Raw genomic sequence first — 18231 nt, forward strand, 5'->3', positions numbered from 1 at the left:
CCTCTCTCGTGGTGCGGGGTTCAGAGGCGCGCGGCCAGCTCGGTGGCCTGCTTGATGGCGCGCTTCGCGTCGAGCTCGGCGGCGACGTCGGCGCCGCCGATGACGTGGGTGGTCACGCCGGCCGCCTCGAGCGGCTCGACGAGGTCGCGCACCGACTCCTGTCCGGTGCACAGGACGATGGTGTCGACCTTGAGCAAGAGCTCCTCGCCGGTCTCGTCCTTCTCGCTCGAGCGGACGGTCACGTGCAGGCCCTCGTGGTCGACGCGGTCGTAGGTGACGCCGCCGACGAAGTCGACGCCGGAGTCCTTGAGCGTCTGGCGGTGCACCCAGCCGGTGGTCTTGCCCAGGCCCTTGCCGTGCGCGCTGTGCTTGCGCTGCAGCAGGTACACCTGGCGACGCGGGGGCGCCTGCACCTTGGTGGTCAGGCCGCCGCGCTGGAGCGCGGGGTCGGTGACGCCCCAGCGCTCCATCCAGTGCTCGAGCGACTCGTGCGGGTCGTGGAGCAGGAACTCGGCGACGTCGAAGCCGATGCCGCCGGCACCGAGCACGGCGACGGTGTGCCCGACCTCGGCCCCGCCGCCGACCACCTCGTCGTAGCGCAGCACGGTGGGGCCGACGCCGGAGTCGAGGCCGGGGATCGACGGCACCCGCGGCTCGACTCCGGTCGCGAGCACGACCTCGTCGAAGAGGCGCAGGGCGTCGACGTCGGCCCGACGGCCGAGGTGCACGGTGACGCCGCGCACCTCGAGCATGCGCGTGTAGTAGCGCAGGGTCTCGACGAACTCCTCCTTGCCGGGGATGCGGGCGGCGAGCCTGAACTGGCCCCCGATCGTCTCGTCGGCCTCGAACAGCTCGACGCGGTGGCCGCGGCCGGCGAGTTCGACGGCGGCTGCGAGTCCGGCGGGCCCGGCACCGACGACCGCGACACGCTTGACGCGCTGCGTGGGCAGGAGCACCAGCTCGGTCTCGTGCCCGGCGCGCGGGTTGAGCATGCAGGTGGCGCGCTGGTTCTTGAACGTGTGGTCGAGGCAGGCCTGGTTGCACGCGATGCAGGTGATGATCTCGTCGCTGCGCCGCTCGGCGGCCTTGGCGACGAAGTCCGGGTCGGCGAGCAGCGGTCGGGCCATCGAGACGAGGTCGGCCTGGCCGGACGCGAGCACCTGCTCGGCCACCTCCGGCGTGTTGATGCGGTTCGACGCGACCACGGGCACCGAGAGGGCCTCGCGCAGCCGCCCGGTGAGCGGTGCGAACGCGGCGCGCGGCACCGACGTGACGATGGTGGGCACCCGGGCCTCGTGCCAGCCGATGCCGGTGTTGATGATCGAGACGCCCGCGTCCTGCAGCTTGAGCGCGAGCTCGACGGTCTCGTCCCACGACTGCGCGTCGTCGACGAGGTCGAGCAGGCTCTGGCGGTACATGACGATGAAGTCGTCGCCGACCAGCTCGCGGGTGCGGCGCACGATCTCGACGGGGAAGCGCATCCGCTTCTCGGCGGTCCCGCCCCACGCGTCGTCGCGGGTGTTCGTGCGGGCCGTGATCATCTGGTTGATGAGGTAGCCCTCGGAGCCCATGATCTCCACGCCGTCGTAGCCGCCGCGCTTCGCCAGGGCCGCGGCCTTCGCGAAGTCGGTGGCGGTGCGGTCGATCTCCCTCGCCGAGAACGCGCGCGGGCGGAACGGGCTGATCGGGCTCTTGCGGCGCGACGCGCTCTTGACGAACGGGTGGTAGCCGTACCGCCCGGCGTGCAGGATCTGCATCGCGATCTTGCCGTCGTGCTCGTGGACGGCGTCGGTGACCACGCGGTGCGCGTCGGCGAACGAGCGGCTGTTCATGGTGCCGCCGAACGGCAGCAGCCAGCCGGTGCGGTTGGGCGAGAAGCCGCCCGTGACGGAGAGGGCGACGCCGCCCTTGGCGCGCTCGGCGAAGTAGGCGGCGAGCTTCGGCAGGTCCCTGCGGCGGTCCTCGAGCTTGCTGTGGATCGAGCCCATGACCACGCGGTTGCGCAGCGTCGTGTGGCCGAGGTCGAGCGGCGTCAGCAGGTGCGGGTAGTCCGGGTGGTCAGGCTGGGAGAACTGCTGGGTGATCGGGCTGCTCATACTGGTCCTGTGATCTCGAGAGTCTCGGCGTGGGCGCTGGTCGTGGCGGGCGTGTTCAACGTGGTGATCTGGCCGCGGTTCGCGAAGGCGATCGTCGACGACGACCGGGCGTGGTCCGGCGAGGCGTGGAGCAGCGCGCCGACCTCGTTCCTGTGGGTGCACGCCGTGCTCATCACTGCGGCGATGACGCTGGGCATCTGCGTGCTCGTCATCGGGGTGCGCGCCCTTCGAGGCGCTCGAGGATCTCGTCGCACCAGCTGAGCGCCGTCTGCTCGCCGATGATCCCGCCCCGCAGCACCAGGTACGGGCCGACGTCGGCGGGGTCGAGCGCGTCCGGGTCGGGGTAGAAGCGCTCGGCGCTCGTCTCGTAGTAGGCGAGCTTCTCGGTGTGGTGGGCCCGCATGCGGTGCACGTCGGCGAGGATCGCGTCGCGGTCGCCGTGCTCGAGCGCACGGAGCTTCACGGCGAAGCTGGAGCGCAACGGCTCGGGCGCCGAGGGCTCCGTCGTGAACCGGGCCAGCTCGGCGCGACCGGCGTCGGTGATCGCGTACACCTTCTTGTCGGGGCGGCCGTCCTGCGCGACCACCTCCGACGTCACGAGGCCGTCGGCCTCCATGCGACCGAGCACCTTGTAGATCTGCTGGTGGCTGGCCTTCCAGAAGTTGCCGATCGAGGCGTCGAAGCGGCGGGCGAGCTCGTAGCCCGTGCCCGAGCGTTCCGCGAGGGACACGAGGATCGCGTGTTCCAGGGCCATGCGTCCGAGAGTACATATGCAACCAGTTGCACAGCAACCGCGCCGCCTACGCTGGCTCCATGTCGATCTTCGCCGTGACCTACACCTACGGAGCCCCCGAGGACCAGCTCGCGACGCTGCGCGCTGGGCACCGGGACTACCTCGCCCACCTGCCCGAGCTGCTCGTGAGCGGGCCGGCGTCGAGCAGCCGCGAGGCCCTGCTCGTCTTCCGAGCCGACACGCGCGAGCAGGTCGAGTCCCTCGTGGCAGCCGACCCGTTCGTGTCAGCCGGCTTCGTCGCCGAGCACGTGGTGCGCGACTGGAAGCCGGTCCTCGGTCCACTGAGCGGGCACTTCGACTCCTGACAGGAGGCGCGCCGTACGATTTCCGGCATGCGCCTGACCCCCCTCGCGGCCGCTGCTGCCACGCTCGCCCTCGCCGCCGCCTGCGCCCCCGCCGACGAGTCCTCCTCGTCCGACGACGCTGCCTCGGTCTCCCTCGACCAGTGCAAGCCCGCCGACCTCGATCTGTACAAGGCCGGCACGCTGACGATCGCGACCGACTCCCCGGCGTACGAGCCGTGGTTCGCCGACGACGACCCCGCGAACGGCAAGGGCTACGAGGGTGCGGTCGCCCGCGCGGTCGCCGAGAAGCTCGGCTTCGCGCCCGAGAAGGTCACGTGGGTCACCCAGGGCTTCAACGAGGCGATCAAGCCCGGCGCCAAGTCGTTCGACTTCGACATCAACCAGTTCTCGATCACGAGCGAGCGCGAGAAGGTCGTCGACTTCTCCAGCCCGTACTACAAGGCCAAGCAGGGGGTCATCACCCTGAAGGACTCGAAGTACGCCGACGTCACGAGCCTCGCGGGCCTCAAGGACGCCAAGGTCGGCGCGCAGGTCGGCACCACGTCGCTCGAGGCCACGCAGCAGCTCGGGCTCACGACCGACCCGCTCGTCTACGACGACACCACCAAGGCCGCCCAGGCGCTGCAGAACGGCCAGGTCGACGCGATCATCGCCGACGTGCCGTCGGCGTTCTACCTCGTCGCCGCCGAGCTCGACGGGGCGAAGCTCGTCGGCCAGTTCGAGCCGCGCACGGGTGAGTCCGAGGAGTTCGGCTTGCTGCTCGACAAGGACTCCCCGCTGACGCCGTGCGTCAGTGCCGCCGTCGACGCGCTCCAGGACGACGGCACGCTCGAGAAGCTGCAGCAGCAGTGGCTGTCGGACGCCGTCGACGTGCCCGAGCTGAGCCAGTCCTGAGCACCCACCAGCCGAGCGAGCGCCAGCAGGCCCGGGAGCGGTACCGCCGCTCCCGGGCGCTGCGGCGCGGGTCGGTCGCGGCGGTCTCGACGGTCGTGGTGCTCGGGCTGCTCTGGCTCGGCATCGTCAGCTCACCGGGCTGGGACCGCGTGCGGCAGACGTACTTCGACGCCGACGACTTCCGCGCCGCGTGGGGACCGGTCACCAGCGCGTTCTGGCTGAACGTCCGGCTGTTCCTCGTGGCGGAGGTGTTCATCCTCGTCATCGCGCTCGTCGTGGCCGTGGTCCGCGTCGTGCCGACGCCGGCGATGGCACCGCTGCGCCTGCTCGCGACGATCTACACCGACGTCTTCCGCGGTACGCCCACCCTGCTGGTGGTGCTGCTCGTCGGCTTCGGCGTCCCCGCCCTGCGGCTTGCGGGCGCACCGACCAGCCTCTTCTGGCTGGGCGTCATCGCGCTCAGCCTCAGCTACGGCGCGTACGTGGCCGAGGTGGTCCGGGCGGGCATCCTCTCGGTCCACCCCACGCAGTGGGCGAGCGGGCGGGCCCTCGGCCTGACGTACGGCCAGACGCTGCGCCACGTGGTGCTCCCGCAGGCCTTGCGTCGCCAGGTGCCGCCCCTCATCAACGACTTCGTCTCGCTGCAGAAGGACACCGCGCTGCTGTCGGTGATCGGCCTGGTCGAGGCGCTGCGGCAGGCCAACATCATCGGCCAGCGCGACTTCATCTCGACGCCGCTCGTGGTCGCGGCCGTCGTGTTCATCGCCGCGACGATCGTCATCGCGCGGTTCGCGGACTGGCTGACACTGCGCAGCATGCGGCGCCAGGCGGGGGTGGTCTGATGCTCAGGATCGAGCAGGTCCGCAAGTCGTACGGTGGCACGGAGGTGCTGAAGGGCATCGACCTGACCGTGGAGCCCGGGCAGGTGGTGTGCCTGATCGGTGCGTCCGGCAGCGGCAAGTCGACACTGCTGCGCTGCATCAACCTCCTGGAGACCGTCGACGACGGCACCGTCTGGCTCACCGACGGCGAGGGCACCGAGCAGGACGTCACCGACCCGCGGGTCGACGTCGACGCCGTGCGCCGTCGGGTGGGCATCGTGTTCCAGGCCTACAACCTGTTCCCTCACCTGAGCGTCCTCGACAACCTGGTGCTGGGCCCGACGAAGGTCGCCGGCGTGTCGAAGAACGCGGCCCGGGCCCGTGGTCGTGCGCTGCTCGAGCGGGTGGGACTGCCCGACAAGGCGTCGGCGTCGCCGGACTCCCTGTCCGGGGGCCAGCAGCAGCGCGTCGCCCTGGCGCGTGCGCTCGCCATGGAGCCGGAGGTGCTGCTGCTCGACGAGATCACGTCGGCCCTCGACCCGCTCCTGGTGGGCGAGGTGCTCGACGTCGTCAAGGGCCTGCGCGCCGACGGCATCGCCGTCGTCATGGCGACGCACGAGATGTCCTTCGCCCGCGAGGCGAGCGACGTGGTCGCGTTCCTCGCCGACGGGGAGATCGTCGAGATCGGCCCGCCGGAACAGATGTTCGACGCACCCCAGGACCCGCGCACCGCGGCGTTCCTGGCGCGGTTCCGCCCCTGACTCAGCGCAGGGTGAGGACGTGGGCGCGATCGGCGGGCTGAAGGGTCGACGCCAACCTCGTGTCGAACGTGACCAGCCGTGCCCCGTGCTGCGCCGCGAGGTTGAGCAGGTGCAGGTCGGTCACCTGGCGGTGACCGACGAGGCCGGTCAGGTCGACGTGCGGCTCCGCCAGGGAGGTGTCGTCGGGAAGGAAGACCGCGCGGGGATGTGCCCTCATGCTGCGGAGCGCGGCCAGGCTCAGGTCGATCGATGCCGCAGCACCCGTGACTGCTCGGTTCATCGAGAGCCGGACGAGTCCGGCCTCGGTGACGGGCGTCGTCGCGAAGGTCTGGACCGTCTCGAGCCAGCCCTGGGCGGACTCGTGGTGCACGTGCTCCCGCAGGGTCAGGGCCAGCAGGACGTTGACGTCGGGGAGGTCCAACTCACTCCTCGTCGAGCAGGTCGGCGACCATCTCGTCGGTCACGACCGGGGCGCCGGGGTCGGAGGGGAGCAGGACGATGCCGTTCCTCGTCGCCGGCTCGGGATCGGAGCGGACCTGGGTGGACTCGATCCCCGCCAGGGCGAGGGTGGAGACGGCCTCGCCGATGCTCGCGTCCAGACCCGCAGCGACACGAGCGCGCGCGACGGCCAACACGCGGGGATCGACGCTGAGAGTGGTGCGCATACCTCCAGCATGCCCGAAGACACATCACGCATCAAGCATCGCTCCCCACGCCGTAGTCTCACCCCATGAACGACCTCGAGGACCTGCTCGGCGCCGGCGCGCACGGCTACTTCGCGGGCGGCGCGGGTGACGAGCTGACGCTGCGGGCCAACGAGACCAGCTGGAGCGAGGTGCGGCTCGCGCCGAGGGTGCTGGTCGACGTCGGCGAGCGTGACCTGTCGGTCGAGCTGCTCGGCCGACGTCGCGCCCACCCGCTCGTGGTCGCCCCGATGGCCTACCAGCGGCACGCCCACGAGGACGCCGAGCGGGGCACGGCGCAGGCCGCCGCCGCGACGGGGTCGACGTTCGTGCTGTCGTCGCAGACCACGACGTCGCCGCGTGACGTGGCCGAGGTGGCCGGTCCCGACCGCTGGTTCCAGCTCTACGTGTTCAAGGACCGTCAGGTCTCGCTCGACCTCGTCGCCGAGGCGCGGGAGTCCGGCTACGAGGCGCTCGTGCTCACGGTCGACTTCCCGGTGGCCGGCTGGCGCGAGCGCGACAAGCGGACCGGGTTCAGCGTCACCCACCCGATCGCGCTCAACCCGGGCGGGACGCCGCTGACGACCGAGCAGATCTTCGCCATGCACGACCCGACGCTCACCTGGGACGACGTGCACGCCTTCGCCGACGCGGCGGGCATGCCGTTGCTGCTCAAGGGCATCCTGCGCGCCGACGACGCGGAGCGGGCCGTCGACGTCGGTGCGGCGGGCGTCGTCGTGTCGAACCACGGCGGCCGCCAACTCGACACCGTGCTCACCGGGGCCGAGGCGCTGCCGCCGGTCGTCGACGCGGTGGCGGGACGGGCCGCGGTGCTTGTGGACGGCGGCATCCGGCGCGGGTGGGACGTCGCGAAGGCCCTGTGCCTCGGCGCCGACGCCGCGCTCGTCGGACGTCCCGTCCTCTGGGGTCTCGCGCGCGACGGTCGAGCGGGCGCGCAGGAGGTGCTCGAGCAGCTGGTCGCGGAGCTCGACTCCACCCTGGCCCTCCTCGGCTGCCCCAGGGCCGCCGATCTGGACCTATCCTTCCTGGCATGAACGAGCACGCGGAACAGTCCGCGTTCGACCCGAGCCTGCTCATCGACGTCGCCGGCGAGTACCTCTTCGACAGCGCCCCGACGCTGACCCAGCGCGAGGTCGCCGACCGGGCCGGCATGGACCTCGACCTCGCCAACAGCCTGTGGCGCTACCTCGGCTTCCCCGAGGTCGAGGACGACCGGGTCGCGTTCACCGAGGCCGACGTCGAGGCACTACGGGTGACGAAGCGGCTGATCGACCTCGGCGTGCTCGAGGAGGACCGGCTCCCGCAGTTCGTCCGATCCCTCGGCCGCACGTTCGCCCGGCTCGCCGACTGGCAGACGAGGCTGCTGCTCGGCGTGCTGCAGACCGCCGAGGACGGGGAGCAGCCCCCGCTCGACGTGCTCGCCGAGGTGATCCCGATGGTCGAGGAGGTGCAGGGCTACGTCTGGCGTCGGCACCTGCTCGCGACCGCGTCGCGGATCGCGCTGCGCGACGTGCGCTCGGAGACGGAGCGTCAGCTGGTGGTCGGGTTCGTCGACATCGTCGGCTACACGTCGCGCAGCCGGCAGATGAGCCCGCGCGCGCTGGGCGCCATGGTCGAGTGGTTCGAACGGGTCGTCACGGAGCTCGTGGTCCAGCACGGCGGGCAGGTGATCAAGACGATCGGCGACGAGGCGCTGTTCACCGTCGACGACCCGACGGAGGCTGCCCTCCTCGCGCTCGAGCTGGTGGAGCGGGTCGAGGCGGACGAGCAGTTCCCCGACGTCCGCGTGGGGCTCGCGTACGGTCCGGTGCTCGCGCGTCTGGGCGACGTGTTCGGCTCGACGGTCAACATCGCGGCCCGCCTGACGTCCGTGGCGCGACCTGCGCGCGTGCTGGTGGACGCGGAGCTGGCCGAGCTGCTCGACCACGAGGAGTTCCGTCTGCGTCGCACGCGCCGGGTGTCGGTCAAGGGCTACGAGCACCTCGAGCCGTGGTCGCTCAAGCGTCAGCGGGAACGGTAGCCGTCACCCGGATCTCCACGCGCATGCCCGGCGCGCCGAGGGCGGCGACACCGACCTGCGTCCAGATCGGTCGGTGTCCGCCCGTCCGCGCACGCATCTGCTCGACCATGACCCGCGTCGGCCGTTCCCCGATCTGGTCGTCCGCGTCGGGGAGGTGGAAGGAGTCCACCGACACGACGTCGGCCCAGCCGACGCCCGCCTCGCCGAGGACCATCGCGACGTTGTCGAAGGCCTGCACGATCTCGGCCTCCAGGTCGTCGGGGAACGTCAGGTCGAGGTTCCATCCACCCTGCCCGGAGATCTCGACGCGGTCGCCGACCCGCACGGCCTGGCTGTAGCCCAGCTGCTCCTGGAAGCGGGACACGGGGTTGTCCCCGGGGGTGAGGAAGAAGCGGGACTCGGGCGAGTTGACTTCATGCATGAAGTCAACATACCACTGTTCACTTCATGCATGAAGTCATAGCTCGAGGACGCCGCCGACTACGCTGACGCCCATGGCCCGCCACCCCTACGACCCGGTGCGCTGGCTCAGCCCGGCGGAGAAGGAGGGCTGGACCGGTCTCGCCTCCTTGGTGCTGCTGCTGCCCGGCCGCCTGGAGGCGCCGCTGCAGCGCGAGCACGGACTCAGCCTGTTCGACTACCTCACCCTCAGCCACCTCTCCGAGGTCGACGACGGACGGCTGCGGATGAGCGAGCTCGCCTACCTCGCCCACGGGTCGCTCTCCCGGCTGTCGAACGTCGTCAAGCGCTTCGAGGCGCGCGGCTGGGTCGAGCGCACGCCCGACCCCGACGACGGGCGCTACACGCTGGTGGCGCTCACCGACGAGGGGCGCGAGGTGGTGGAGTCGGCCGCGCCCACGCACGTCGACGCGGTGCGCCGCGAGGCCCTGGACCAGTTGACGGCGGATGAGCAGGCGACGTTGGCGCGGATCGCGGAGCGCCTGCGGGTCAGGCCGGAGGACCACTCCTGAGCGTCCGCACCACGGCGTTCGCGGCGACCCGCCCCGCACGGTTCGCGCCGATGGTCGACGCCGACGGCCCGTAGCCGACCAACTGCACGCGCGGGTCGGCGACGGCGGTCGTCGACGTCGCGAGCGTCGCGCCGAGCTGGATCCCGCCGCGTGGGGAGCGCAGGTGCAGCGGAGCGAGGTGGTCGACGTCGGGGCGGAAGCCGGTCGCCCACAGCACGACGTCGACCCGTTCCAGGTGGTCGCCCCACCAGGCACCCTCGGCGGAGAGCCGGTCGAACATCGGCAGCCGCTCGTAGGCGCCGAGCCGCTCGGCCTCGCGCTCCTGCTCGCGCAGCATCAGGCCCGTGACGCTCACGACGCTGCGCGGCGGGAGCCCGGCCCGCACCCGCTCCTCGACGAGGGCGACCGCCTCGCGTCCGGCCTCCGGGTCGAAGGGCTCGGTGCGCCAGACCGGCTCGCGTCGGGTCGCCCACAGGGTGTCCGTGACCGGACGCAGCGCACCCAGGAACTGCACGGCCGACGCGCCGCCGCCGACCACCAGCACCCGCTTCCCGCGGAAGTGCTCGGGCCCGGGGTAGTCGACGGTGTGCAGCTGCTCACCGCGGAACAGCTCCTGGCCGGGGTAGCGGGGGACGAAGGGCCGGCGCCACGTGCCGGTCGCGTTCACCAGGGTCCGGCTGCGCCACTCCCGCTGTCCGGCGGTCACGACGAGCAGGTCGCCGTCGGACGTGACCTGGTCGACGGCGACCGGCCGCTCGACGGGCAGGTCGTGCGCACGCTCGTAGTCCGCGAAGTACGCGGGGACGAACACGTTGGCCCGCTCGTGTCCCTCGGCAGGCGGACGCGGCGCCTCGGGCAGGTCGGCCACCCCGTGCACGTCGGCCATGGTGAGCGCGTCCCACCGGTGCTGCCAGGCCCCGCCCGGCGCGTCGTCCGCGTCGAGGACGACGTGCTCGACCCCTCGTCGCGCGAGGTGGTACGAGGCGGACAGCCCCGCCTGCCCGGCACCGATGACCACGCTCTGCAGGACGTCCACGTCGTCGCCAACGTCGGGGGCCTCGCGACTATGCCCGTCAGTCGTGCAGCCGCGTGCCCTTCAGCGACTTGTCGACCGGGTTCTTCGGACCGTGCACCGCGATGCCGACGAGGTCGAGCTCGGCGGTCGGGACGGCAGCCACCGTCGCGCGGTTGGCGGCGTCGTGACCGGTCGAGAACATGTCGTGGGTGTAGACGGCCAGGGGCATGCCGCGCGACACGATCTTCCCGTGGACGCGAGCCAGGGTCGCGGCGTCCGCGGTGAGCACGACGACCGGCTGGCGCAGCAGCGGGAGGTAGCGCTGGCCGTCGGCGTCCTCGTACGGCTCGCCGAGGAGCTCGGGATTCGCGGCGATGCCGCTCATGAGGAACGCGGTCACGTTGAGCTCCTGCCAGGGCAGGAGGTCGTCCCGCAGGACCACGGCGATCTTGGTGTCGAAGCGGATCTCTTCCATGCCTGCAACGATGCGCCCCGCGGTGACCGTCCGTCTTGTACGTTCCGAGCATGGTCGAGCGGGTACGGGCGTGGGCACCGGACGTGCCGCTCGTGCGCGAGGTCTTCCACGCGACCATGACCGGGCATGCGTACCCGGCGCACACCCACGACACGTGGACGGTGCTGCTGGTCGACGAGGGCTGCGTGACCTACGACCTGGACCGTCACCCCCGCACGTCGCCGCAGCGACGGGTCAGCCTGCTCCCGCCGCACGTCGCCCACGACGGCAGGTCGGCGCGGGCGGGCCTGGGGTTCCGCAAACGGGTGCTCTACCTGGAGGCCGACTGGTTGCCCGCGGCCATGACCGGCCGAGCCGTGGACGAGCCCGTGGTGCCGCGGGCGCGCGGGCTCGTGGAGGAGCTGCACGCGGTGCTGGACGGACCGGCTGACGCGTGGCAGTCCGAGTCGCTGCTGCTGGGGCTGCGCGACGTCGTCCTGCGTCACGAGGCGAGTGCCGACGCGACCGACGTGCCGGCGGCGAGGGCGCTGCGGGACCTGCTCGACGCCCACGTCACCGACGGCCTGAGCCTCGAGCAGGCCGGGCTCGCGCTCGGTCGTTCGCCGGCCCACCTCGCCCGGACCTTCGCGCAGGCGTACGGCATCGCCCCGCACCGCTACCTCGTCGGTCGGCGGGTCGACGAGGCCCGGCGGCTCCTGCTGCGGGGGACCCCCGTGGCGCAGGCGGCCGTCGAGGCGGGGTTCTGGGACCAGGCCCACCTGACCCGCCACTTCCGGCGCACGGTGGGCACCACCCCGGCCCGGTTCGCGTCGGGCACCCGGGCCTGAGCTACGCCGTCAGCGCTCGGAGGGACCGGGCGAGGTCGGCCCGCACCACGTCCGCGTCGCGGGTGTCGTCGATGGCCGTGAGGCACAGCGCCCGGACGCAGCGCGCGACCCAGTCGACGTCGAGCGTGGAGGGCAGCTCGCCCGACGCGCGCCGTTCCTCGAGCAGTCGCGCGATCGGCTCGCCCGGGACGATGAGCCGGGCCAGCTCGTGCAGGTGGCGGTGGCCGGCGTCGAGCAGCTCCCGGTGCTCCCGGGCGACGTCGACGACGTCGGCCGCGAGCCGGTCGAGCGCCTCGGCGAGCGGCAGCCCCTCGAAGGTCTCCAGCAGGCGGGCCACCACGAGCGGCCCCAGATCGCGGGCCAGGGCGTCGAGCACGTGCTCACGGTCGGGGAAGTGCCGGTACAGCGTGGGACGCGTGACCCCCGCGGCACGGGCGAGCTCGCTCATGGACAGGTCTCCGTGCTCGAGGAGCAGGCGGCCGGCGGCGTCCAGGATGGCCCGGCGGTTGCGCACGGCGTCGGCGCGCTGCGCGGTCCCGGGCGTCATCCCACCATGCTAGACGGGCGTGGGGCGGGGGTTGACCGCACAAACGAGACAGGTGTAAACCTTCGTTGCATGTCTTCTGTGAGCCAGAGCACGTCGCCCGCCGCCTCCCGACGCACCGTCCTCGCCGCAGGAGGGGTCGCGGCCGTCGCCGCGACCATCGGGGCCAGCGCACGCCCCGCGTCGGCCCGGGTCCGCCTGACCCGCGAGCAGCGCCGGGTCGTGATCATCGGCTCCGGCTTCGGTGGAGCCGTCACCGCCCTGCGGCTCACGCAGGCCGGCGTCCCCGTCACGTTGCTGGAGCAGGGCCGTCGCTGGCCGACCGGCCCGAACAGCGACACGTTCCCGACCGTCAAGACGATCGACCAGCGCGCGCTGTTCTACGGGTCCGCGCCACGGCTGTTCGGACGCCCCGTGACCCTCGCCCCCTACGCCGGGCTGTTCAACACCCTCCTCGGCCCGACCATGTCGATCATGAGCGGCGTCGGGTACGGCGGCGGCTCGCTCACCTACCAGGGCATGTCGCTCCAGCCGTCCCGAGCGGTGTTCGAGCACGAGTTCCCGGCCGCGCTCGACTACGACGAGATGGCGGGGCACTACCACACCGTCGCGCGCATGCTCAGCCTGGCGACCGCTCCCGACGCCCTCGTCGACAGCCCGAGCTACGCGACGGCGCGCGAGTTCAAGCGTCGGGCGGAGGCAGCCGGCTTCGACGTCGAGCGCATCCCGATGCCGATCGACTGGAGCTTCGCGCTGCGCGAGCTGAAGGGGGAGATGAAGCCGTCGTACACGAACGGCGACCTCGGGTTCGGCGTCAACAACGGCGGCAAGCAGTCGCTCGACGTCACCTATCTCCGGGCCGCGGAGGCGACGGGTCTGCTGGAGGTGCGGCTGCTGCACCGCGTCGACGCCGTGGCGCGCACGTCGACCGGTGCCTGGCAGGTGGAGCTGACCCGCACCGACGAGCGCGGCACGCCTCTCGAGCAGCAGGTCATCACCACCCCGACGCTCGTCATGGGTGCGGGCAGTGGCGGCACCAGCCGCATGCTGGTGCGCGCCGGAGCCACCGGACGCATCCCCGACCTGCCCGACGCGACGGGTCGGGGCTTCGGCACGAACGCCGACCGCATCTACGTGTGGAGCAGCCTCCTCGGCGGCTTCCCGACGCCGCAGGGCGGCCCGGTCGTGTTCGGCAGCAAGGACTGGTCGGACCCGGCCACCGCGAACACGGTGATCCAGGCGTCGATCCCGCCGGTCGGCATCGCCGGCCTCGACCTCGACCTGCGCAGCACGATGATGGTCGCCTACGGCGTCAGCCGGGAGCGCGGCCGCTTCGTCTACAACCCGCTCACGGACGACGTGGCGCTGTCGTGGCGCTACGAGGGCGACCGCGACCTGCAGACGAAGGCGATCGCCCCGAGGGTGGCGGCGATCGCCGGCCTGGACACCCTGCTGGTCGACACGAACGCGCTCGTCCCGTCCACCTGGCACCCGATGGGCGGCATGAACATGGGCGACGCCTGCGACCACGAGGGGCGCGTGAAGGGGCAGAAGGGTCTCTACGTGCTCGACGGCGCGCTGCTCCCCGGCTCGGCCGCGGCGTGCAACCCCTCGATGACGATCGCGGCCGTGGCCGAGCGCGCCCTGACGCGCATCGTCCGGGACGACGTCGGCAGCATCATCTGAGGAACGTCCCCCCGATTCGGAACGTCATCGCCCCTTTCTGGGCGAGGAACGGGCGATGGTGTTCCGAATCGCGGGGAGTCAGACGGCGGTCTCGCGGATGAGCCGCAGGACGCGCTCGGGGTCGTCGGCCATCGGCACGTGGCCGCTGCCGGGCAGGGGCTCGTGGCGGGCCTGCGGGAGGCGCTGCCGCGCCACCTTCGACTGCGCGTAGGGGAGGATGCGGTCGCGCGTGCCCCAGGCGATGGTCGCGGGGACCGGCACCTGGCTGTCGAAGCGGTAGATCACGCCCTCCTTCGCCGTCCGCTCGAAGGCGGTGGCGTGCTTGAGCGCGAGGGAGTCGCCGTAGGTGTGCTCGGCGTCATGACGCTCGGGGTGGGCGTAGAGGATCCAGCCGATGGCGCGTCGTCCGCGCAGGTCGGCGGCGAGGCGCTGCAGGAGACGCTTCGGCGTAACCATCGCCGAGAGGCGCATGAGGAACAGCGGCAGCAGCGCCTGGAAGCGGTTGACCGGTCCGAAGAAGCCGGCCGGGCTGAGGGCGGTGGCCGAGGACACCAGCCCGCGCGCGCCGAGCTCGAGCGCGATGGCCCCGCCGAGGGAGTTGCCCGCGACGTGCGGCTTCGTGACGCCCCAGCGCTCGAACTGGGTCAGCAGGTGGTCGCACGCGTTGTCCATCGAGTACCGGACGCCGCCGGCGAAGGCGGGCGACTCGCCGAACCCGGACAGGTCGGGTGCGATGACGTCGTAGTCCTGCGCGAGGTCGTCGATCACGGGGTCCCAGGCCTGGCGTCGGTGGCCGATGCCGTGCAGGAGGACGAGCGGAGGGGCACCGGGGGTGCCCCGTCGGGTGTAGGCGAGATCGGGGTGCACGGGGAGATGCTGCCACATACCGGCGGTATCCGAACAGGGTGACCGCGCCCACGGTCCCCCCTCGACATCGTGACAGTAGGACTGTCACAATGATGGTGTGACGATCAACCCTGGACCCCTGAACGGCGTGCGCGTCGTCGAGATGGTCGGCATCGGGCCCGGGCCGTTCGCGGCCATGATGCTCGCCGACCTCGGCGCCGACGTGGTGCGCGTCCACCGGCCCGGCGGGGGCGGCCTGCAGGTCACGCGCCCCGAGCAGGACCTGCTCGGCCGCGGACGGCCGTCGGTCGCCCTCGACCTGAAGGACCCGCGCGGCGTCGAGACCGTGCTGCGGCTGGTCGAGCGGGCCGACGTGCTGCTCGAGGGCTTCCGCCCGGGCGTCACCGAGCGCCTCGGCATCGGGCCGGACGACTGCCTCGCCCGCAACCCCGTCCTCGTCTACGGACGGATGACCGGCTGGGGACAGGACGGACCGCTGAGCCAGACCGCCGGGCACGACATGAACTACATCGCCGTCGCCGGTGCGCTCGACCCGCTCGGCCGTCGACCCGACGACGCCCCCGCCTTCCCGATGAACCTGCTGGGCGACTTCGGCGGTGGCTCGCTGTACCTCGTCGCCGGCGTGCTCGCCGCGCTCCTGCACGCCCGCACGTCGGGCGAGGGCCAGGTCGTCGACGCCGCCATCACCGACGGCACGGCCCACCTCCTGACCATGGCCGTGACCATGCAGCAGGCCGGCGTCTGGGACGGCCGCCGCGGCACGAACCTGCTCGGCGGCGCGGCCCCGTTCTACGACGTCTTCGCGACGTCGGACGGTCGCTGGATGTCCGTCGGCCCGCTCGAGCCGCAGTTCTTCAGCGCGTTCGTCGAGCTGATCGGTGGCGAGCTGCCCGGCCAGTACGACCTGCAGGACTGGGACACCCTACGCGCCGAGCTGGAGCGCCGGTTCGCGTCGCGCACGCAGGCCGAGTGGACCCAGGTCTTCGACGGCACCGACGCCTGCGTGCACCCCGTGCTCCCGCTGACCGAGGCGTACGAGCACCCCCACAACGTCGCCCGCGGCACCTACGTGGAGCACCACGGCACCACGCAGCCCGCGCCGGCCCCGCGCTTCTCGCGCACCGCACCGCAGCTCACGACCCCGCCCGTCGGGCCGGGCGCCAACACCCGTGAGGCACTGACCGCCTGGGGCATCGACGACGCCGAGACCCTCATCGCCGACGGCGTCGCCGTCCAGGCCTAGGAAGGAACACCATGAAGCGCACCATCTTCGACGCCGACCACGAGGCGTTCCGCGACACCGTCCGCACGTTCTGCGAGAAGGAGATCGCGCCGCACCACGACCAGTGGGAGAAGGACGGCATCGTCCCCCGCGAGGTGTGGGAGAAGGCCGGCGAGCTCGGTCTGCTCGGGTTCATGATGCCCGAGGAGCACGGTGGAGGCGGCATCGCCGACTTCCGCTACAACGCGATCCTGTCCGAGGAGATCACCCGGATCGGCGCGAGCGGCATCGGCTTCGTCATCCAGACCGACCTGGTGTCCGGCTACCTGCTGTCGTACGCCACTGACGAGCAGAAGGCGCGCTGGTTCCCGAGGTTCTGCACGGGCGAGACGATCACCGCCATCGCCATGACCGAGCCCGGCACCGGCTCGGACCTGCAGGGCATCAAGACGCGGGCCGTGCTCGACGGCGACGAGTACGTCATCAACGGCTCGAAGACGTTCATCACCAACGGCATCAACGCCGACCTCGTGCTCGTCGTCTGCCAGACCGACCCCGAGGCCGGCGCGATGGGCTTCTCGCTCATCGCCGTCGAGCGGGGCACGCCCGGCTTCGAGCGCGGTCGCAACCTCGACAAGATCGGCCTCAAGGCGCAGGACACCGCCGAGCTGTACTTCGAGGACGTCCGCGTGCCGAAGGAGAACCTGCTCGGCGAGGCCGGCCAGGGCTTCATCTACCTCATGGAGAAGCTGCCGCAGGAGCGGCTGTCGATCTCCGTCGTGGCGGCCGCCGCGTGCCGCGCGGCCATCGACATGACGCTCGACTACGTCAAGGAGCGCAAGGCCTTCGGCAAGCCGATCGGCTCGTTCCAGAACAGCCGCTTCGTGCTGGCCGAGCTCGAGACGGAGGCGCGGATCGCGCAGGTGTTCGTCGACGAGTCGATCACGCAGCACAACCGCGGCGACCTGACCGTCGCCGACGCCGCCATGGGCAAGTGGTGGACGACCGAGCTGCAGAAGAAGACCGTCGACCGGTGCCTGCAGCTGCACGGCGGCTACGGCTTCATGTCCGAGTACCCGATCTCCAAGGCGTACCTCGACACCCGCATCCAGACGATCTACGGCGGCACGACCGAGATCATGAAGGAGATCATCGGCCGCGGCATGGGCCTGTGAGCGCGGGTCAGACGAGCGGCTCGTCGCCGTCCTGGACCTTGGCGTCCTGCTCCTCGGCCTTCTCCCGCCGGTAGGCGGGCAGCGAGGCGACGACACCGGCACCGAGGATCAGCACCACGCCGCCGAGCGACCACTCGACGCCGACCTTGGTGTCGAGGACCTCGCCGTAGACCATCTTCGCGGCGATGAAGATGAGCAGCGCGGCCAGCGCGGCCTTGAGGTGCTTCAGGCGGGCCACCAGCTCGGCCACCAGGAAGAACAGCGGACGCAGGCCCAGCAGGGCGAACGCGTTCGCCGCGAACACCACGTAGGTGTCGGTGGTGATGCCGAGGATGGCGGGGACGGAGTCGACGGCGAAGATGATGTCGACGACGGCGATGGCCACCAGGGCGGCACCGGCCGTGGTCAGCATCCGCTTGCCGTTCTCCTTGGTGATCAGCTTGTCGCCGTGGTCGCCCTCGGCGATCGTCAGCCTGTTCTTGACGCCCTCGACGAGCTTCTCGTCGCCGTCGTGGTCCTTGCGGTGCTTCCAGAGGCGCCAGCCGGTCCAGGCCAGGAGGGCGGCGAACGGGTAGGTCAGCCAGGAGGCGGCGTCGAGCGCGGCGGCGCCGACCAGGATGAAGATGAGGCGGAGCACGAGCGCGAGCACGATGCCGTACGTCAGCAGACGGACGCGCTTCGGCGTCGGGATGGCGAACGCGCCGAGCACGACGAGGAAGACGAAGACGTTGTCGAGCGACAACGACTTCTCCACCAGGTACCCGGCGAGGTACGTGCCCGACTGCTCGGTGGTGCCGAACAGGTACAGGACGCCGCCGAACGCCAGGGCGATCGCGATCCAGGCGACCGACCAGACGGCGGCCACGCGGACCGGCATGTCGTCGCGGCTACGGGTCAGCAGCAGGTCGATCGCGAGCAGGACGATGATCGCGACGAACAGCAAGGTCCAGTCGAGGGAGGAACCGAGAGGCATGAGGGAGTGAGCTCCTTCGCGGTGACGATGTCAGGGATGACAGGGATGTCGCGAAGGTTTCTCCACCCGGCAGGGCCACCTG

At 71.6% G+C, this 18231-nt stretch carries 22 protein-coding genes; 12 read left to right on the top strand and 10 right to left on the bottom strand.

All coding sequences use genetic code 11. The annotated features are described in order from the left end of the window. Positions 1 to 20: 20 nt before the first annotated feature. Positions 21 to 2096, bottom strand: coding sequence for an FAD-dependent oxidoreductase (locus AC3WRM_RS08610; RefSeq protein ID WP_492247903.1), 2076 nt, complete (start codon positions 2094 to 2096; stop codon positions 21 to 23). A 9-nt stretch (positions 2097 to 2105) separates the two neighbouring features. On the opposite strand from AC3WRM_RS08610, the gene AC3WRM_RS08615 reads away from it, so the two are divergent. Then, positions 2106 to 2357 (top strand): SCO4848 family membrane protein, encoded by a 252-nt coding sequence (locus tag AC3WRM_RS08615; protein ID WP_492247902.1) that lies wholly within the window; start codon positions 2106 to 2108, stop codon positions 2355 to 2357. Here AC3WRM_RS08615 and AC3WRM_RS08620 read toward each other — a convergent pair. Beyond that, entirely contained in the window at positions 2305 to 2850 is a 546-nt protein-coding gene (locus AC3WRM_RS08620; RefSeq protein ID WP_492247901.1) for a PadR family transcriptional regulator, read from the bottom strand. The genes AC3WRM_RS08615 and AC3WRM_RS08620 overlap by 53 nt on opposite strands. Before the next feature lie 59 nt (positions 2851 to 2909). Between AC3WRM_RS08620 and AC3WRM_RS08625 the strand changes: the two genes are divergently transcribed. The 4 genes from AC3WRM_RS08625 to AC3WRM_RS08640 are packed head-to-tail and all read left to right on the top strand — an operon-like array spanning position 2910 to position 5670. Continuing rightward, complete coding sequence (locus AC3WRM_RS08625; RefSeq protein WP_492247900.1) at positions 2910 to 3194, top strand: YciI family protein; 285 nt, start codon at positions 2910 to 2912, stop codon at positions 3192 to 3194. A 27-nt stretch (positions 3195 to 3221) separates the two neighbouring features. After that, positions 3222 to 4088: an ABC transporter substrate-binding protein gene (locus tag AC3WRM_RS08630; protein ID WP_492247899.1), complete on the top strand. Its 867-nt coding sequence runs from the start codon at positions 3222 to 3224 to the stop codon at positions 4086 to 4088. Further along, positions 4043 to 4930 (top strand): amino acid ABC transporter permease, encoded by an 888-nt coding sequence (locus AC3WRM_RS08635; RefSeq protein ID WP_492247898.1) that lies wholly within the window; start codon positions 4043 to 4045, stop codon positions 4928 to 4930. The genes AC3WRM_RS08630 and AC3WRM_RS08635 overlap by 46 nt, the downstream gene beginning before the upstream one ends. Continuing rightward, positions 4930 to 5670 (top strand): amino acid ABC transporter ATP-binding protein, encoded by a 741-nt coding sequence (locus AC3WRM_RS08640; protein ID WP_492247897.1) that lies wholly within the window; start codon positions 4930 to 4932, stop codon positions 5668 to 5670. Before AC3WRM_RS08635 ends, AC3WRM_RS08640 begins: the two co-directional genes overlap by 1 nt. Position 5671: 1 nt before the next feature. Here the strand turns inward: AC3WRM_RS08640 and AC3WRM_RS08645 are convergent, their stop codons facing one another. Beyond that, positions 5672 to 6091, bottom strand: a complete 420-nt coding sequence (locus AC3WRM_RS08645) for a TA system VapC family ribonuclease toxin (RefSeq protein WP_492247896.1) — start codon at positions 6089 to 6091, stop codon at positions 5672 to 5674. Position 6092: 1 nt separating this feature from the next. After that, positions 6093 to 6335, bottom strand: coding sequence for a hypothetical protein (locus AC3WRM_RS08650; RefSeq protein WP_492247895.1), 243 nt, complete (start codon positions 6333 to 6335; stop codon positions 6093 to 6095). A gap of 65 nt (positions 6336 to 6400) precedes the next feature. On the opposite strand from AC3WRM_RS08650, the gene AC3WRM_RS08655 reads away from it, so the two are divergent. After that, positions 6401 to 7408, top strand: a complete 1008-nt coding sequence (locus AC3WRM_RS08655) for an alpha-hydroxy acid oxidase (RefSeq protein WP_492247894.1) — start codon at positions 6401 to 6403, stop codon at positions 7406 to 7408. Continuing rightward, positions 7405 to 8394, top strand: coding sequence for an adenylate/guanylate cyclase domain-containing protein (locus tag AC3WRM_RS08660; protein WP_492247893.1), 990 nt, complete (start codon positions 7405 to 7407; stop codon positions 8392 to 8394). Before AC3WRM_RS08655 ends, AC3WRM_RS08660 begins: the two co-directional genes overlap by 4 nt. Here the strand turns inward: AC3WRM_RS08660 and AC3WRM_RS08665 are convergent. Further along, complete coding sequence (locus tag AC3WRM_RS08665) at positions 8372 to 8815, bottom strand: Rid family hydrolase (protein ID WP_492247892.1); 444 nt, start codon at positions 8813 to 8815, stop codon at positions 8372 to 8374. The genes AC3WRM_RS08660 and AC3WRM_RS08665 overlap by 23 nt on opposite strands. Before the next feature lie 73 nt (positions 8816 to 8888). Between AC3WRM_RS08665 and AC3WRM_RS08670 the strand changes: the two genes are divergently transcribed. Continuing rightward, positions 8889 to 9365: a MarR family winged helix-turn-helix transcriptional regulator gene (locus AC3WRM_RS08670; RefSeq protein ID WP_492247891.1), complete on the top strand. Its 477-nt coding sequence runs from the start codon at positions 8889 to 8891 to the stop codon at positions 9363 to 9365. On the opposite strand, the gene AC3WRM_RS08675 is transcribed toward AC3WRM_RS08670, so the two are convergent. Then, positions 9343 to 10401, bottom strand: a complete 1059-nt coding sequence (locus AC3WRM_RS08675) for an FAD-dependent oxidoreductase (RefSeq protein ID WP_492247890.1) — start codon at positions 10399 to 10401, stop codon at positions 9343 to 9345. The genes AC3WRM_RS08670 and AC3WRM_RS08675 overlap by 23 nt on opposite strands. A gap of 37 nt (positions 10402 to 10438) precedes the next feature. After that, positions 10439 to 10855, bottom strand: coding sequence for a DUF2000 family protein (locus tag AC3WRM_RS08680; protein ID WP_492247889.1), 417 nt, complete (start codon positions 10853 to 10855; stop codon positions 10439 to 10441). A gap of 50 nt (positions 10856 to 10905) precedes the next feature. Here AC3WRM_RS08680 and AC3WRM_RS08685 point away from each other — a divergent pair, with 50 nt between their 5' ends. Beyond that, positions 10906 to 11682 (top strand): AraC family transcriptional regulator, encoded by a 777-nt coding sequence (locus AC3WRM_RS08685; RefSeq protein WP_492247888.1) that lies wholly within the window; start codon positions 10906 to 10908, stop codon positions 11680 to 11682. Position 11683: 1 nt separating this feature from the next. Here the strand turns inward: AC3WRM_RS08685 and AC3WRM_RS08690 are convergent, their stop codons facing one another. Beyond that, positions 11684 to 12229 carry a TetR/AcrR family transcriptional regulator gene (locus tag AC3WRM_RS08690; RefSeq protein ID WP_492247887.1) on the bottom strand — a complete coding sequence of 182 codons (546 nt, stop codon included), beginning with the start codon at positions 12227 to 12229 and terminating at the stop codon, positions 11684 to 11686. A gap of 78 nt (positions 12230 to 12307) precedes the next feature. Here AC3WRM_RS08690 and AC3WRM_RS08695 point away from each other — a divergent pair, with 78 nt between their 5' ends. Next, the gene (locus AC3WRM_RS08695) at positions 12308 to 13912 is read left to right on the top strand and encodes a GMC oxidoreductase (RefSeq protein ID WP_492270919.1); all 1605 of its coding nucleotides are present in this window, start codon (positions 12308 to 12310) and stop codon (positions 13910 to 13912) included. A 78-nt stretch (positions 13913 to 13990) separates the two neighbouring features. Here the strand turns inward: AC3WRM_RS08695 and AC3WRM_RS08700 are convergent, their stop codons facing one another. Beyond that, positions 13991 to 14779 (bottom strand): alpha/beta fold hydrolase, encoded by a 789-nt coding sequence (locus tag AC3WRM_RS08700; RefSeq protein ID WP_492247885.1) that lies wholly within the window; start codon positions 14777 to 14779, stop codon positions 13991 to 13993. Positions 14780 to 14876: 97 nt separating this feature from the next. Between AC3WRM_RS08700 and AC3WRM_RS08705 the strand changes: the two genes are divergently transcribed. Next, positions 14877 to 16022, top strand: a complete 1146-nt coding sequence (locus tag AC3WRM_RS08705; protein ID WP_492247884.1) for a CaiB/BaiF CoA transferase family protein — start codon at positions 14877 to 14879, stop codon at positions 16020 to 16022. Between the two features lie 11 nt (positions 16023 to 16033). After that, positions 16034 to 17176: an acyl-CoA dehydrogenase family protein gene (locus AC3WRM_RS08710; protein WP_492247883.1), complete on the top strand. Its 1143-nt coding sequence runs from the start codon at positions 16034 to 16036 to the stop codon at positions 17174 to 17176. 7 nt (positions 17177 to 17183) lie between these two features. Here the strand turns inward: AC3WRM_RS08710 and AC3WRM_RS08715 are convergent, their stop codons facing one another. Beyond that, positions 17184 to 18149, bottom strand: a complete 966-nt coding sequence (locus AC3WRM_RS08715; RefSeq protein WP_492247882.1) for a TerC/Alx family metal homeostasis membrane protein — start codon at positions 18147 to 18149, stop codon at positions 17184 to 17186. Positions 18150 to 18231: the final 82 nt, after the last annotated feature.

Source organism: Aeromicrobium sp. EU05-FHT14F07 (assembly GCF_058790455.1).